This window comes from Lactiplantibacillus sp. 7.2.4 (assembly GCF_018991185.1).
Taxonomy (GTDB): domain Bacteria; phylum Bacillota; class Bacilli; order Lactobacillales; family Lactobacillaceae; genus Lactiplantibacillus; species Lactiplantibacillus pentosus.
In genome coordinates this window covers 1-1,304 of sequence record NZ_JAGYGS010000134.1, presented here as the reverse complement: position 1 = coordinate 1,304, position 1,304 = coordinate 1, and the positions used below count along the sequence as shown (strand labels likewise).

1 protein-coding gene is annotated in these 1,304 nt (G+C 50.9%); it reads left to right on the top strand.

The window, feature by feature from the left end:
- Positions 1-65 precede the first annotated feature (65 nt).
- Positions 66-1,304 (top strand): HAD-IC family P-type ATPase (locus KGF70_RS16840; RefSeq protein ID WP_216786518.1); only part of this gene is annotated, 1,239 nt, incomplete at its 3' end.

The window sequence follows — 1,304 nt, the reverse complement described above, 5'->3', positions numbered from 1 at the left end:
CATCGCCTTTAAAAAATCGTTTACAATAAGGTTAACGTTATTTTTGTAAACGGGGAGGGCGCGCCATGTCAGAACGTTATTTATCAGCAATTGAACACGGGTTAACGTCCAAAGAGGTTGACCAGCGCCTGACAGCGGGCCTAAAAAATGAGCCGTTACCGCCTTTGACGCGGTCGGTCAAACAGATTTTTCGTGACAATTTACTGACACTTTTTAATTGTATCAATGTTTTGTTAGCCGGATTAGTCCTGTTGACGGGTAGCTATAAGAACATGCTGTTTCTATTCGTCGTCATCGTCAATACGGCAATCGGGATATTCCAAGAGATTCGGGCTAAACGGCAGGTGGACAAGTTGTCGCTGTTGTCAGCTACGAAGGTAAAAGTCCGGCGCGATGGCCAAACGTTGGCAATTGCACAGGATGAAATCGTCCAGGATGATTTATTACTGGTCACACGTGGTGAGCAACTTCCAGTCGACGGCTTGGTACGTGAAACGAGTGGCCTCGAAGTCGATGGGTCGCAAATTACCGGTGAAGCTGACCCCGTCATTAAGGGCGCCGGTGACGAATTGGTCTCCGGCAGTGTCATCCTTGGTGGCCACGGGGTCGTACAGGCGACGCAGGTCGGACACGGTAGTTTTATCAAACAGATGGCGCGGGCGGCTAAACAGAAGCGGCGGACACCGAGTCAATTATTGACGATTATCAATCGAATTATCAAAATATTGACGTTCACGATTATTCCACTAGGTGCCGGACTCTTTATTTCGACAATGATGCGTGGTGAAAGCCAGAATCGCGCGATTTTAGGAACCGTGGCGGCGATGGTCGGTATGATTCCAGAAGGACTGGTGTTACTGACCTCAGTGGCTTTAGCTGCCGGGGCGTTTACCCTTGGTCGTCACCAAGTCCTAGTCCGGGAGTTGCCAGCAATCGAAGCGCTCGCGCGGGTCGATACGCTGTGCCTAGATAAGACCGGGACGATTACGAGTGGCAAGCTCGTCTTTGAACGGGTCGAACCATGGGGCCAGATTGCTCAGAAGGTTGTGGAAGACCGACTGGCCGCATTGGTCACAGCCATTGATGATGATAATGAGACGGCCCAGGCAATCAAAGCAGCGTTAGGCCAACCGGATGTCCAGCCAACTCAGGTCATGCCGTTTTCGTCTAGTCGGAAATGGAGTGGGGCGGCGTTTGCAGATCATGCGGAAGTCATGGGCGCACCGGAATTTATTTTTACAACGGTACCAACTGATCTACAAGCGCGCATTCAGTCATTGGCGCAACAAGGCTACCGGGTCTTA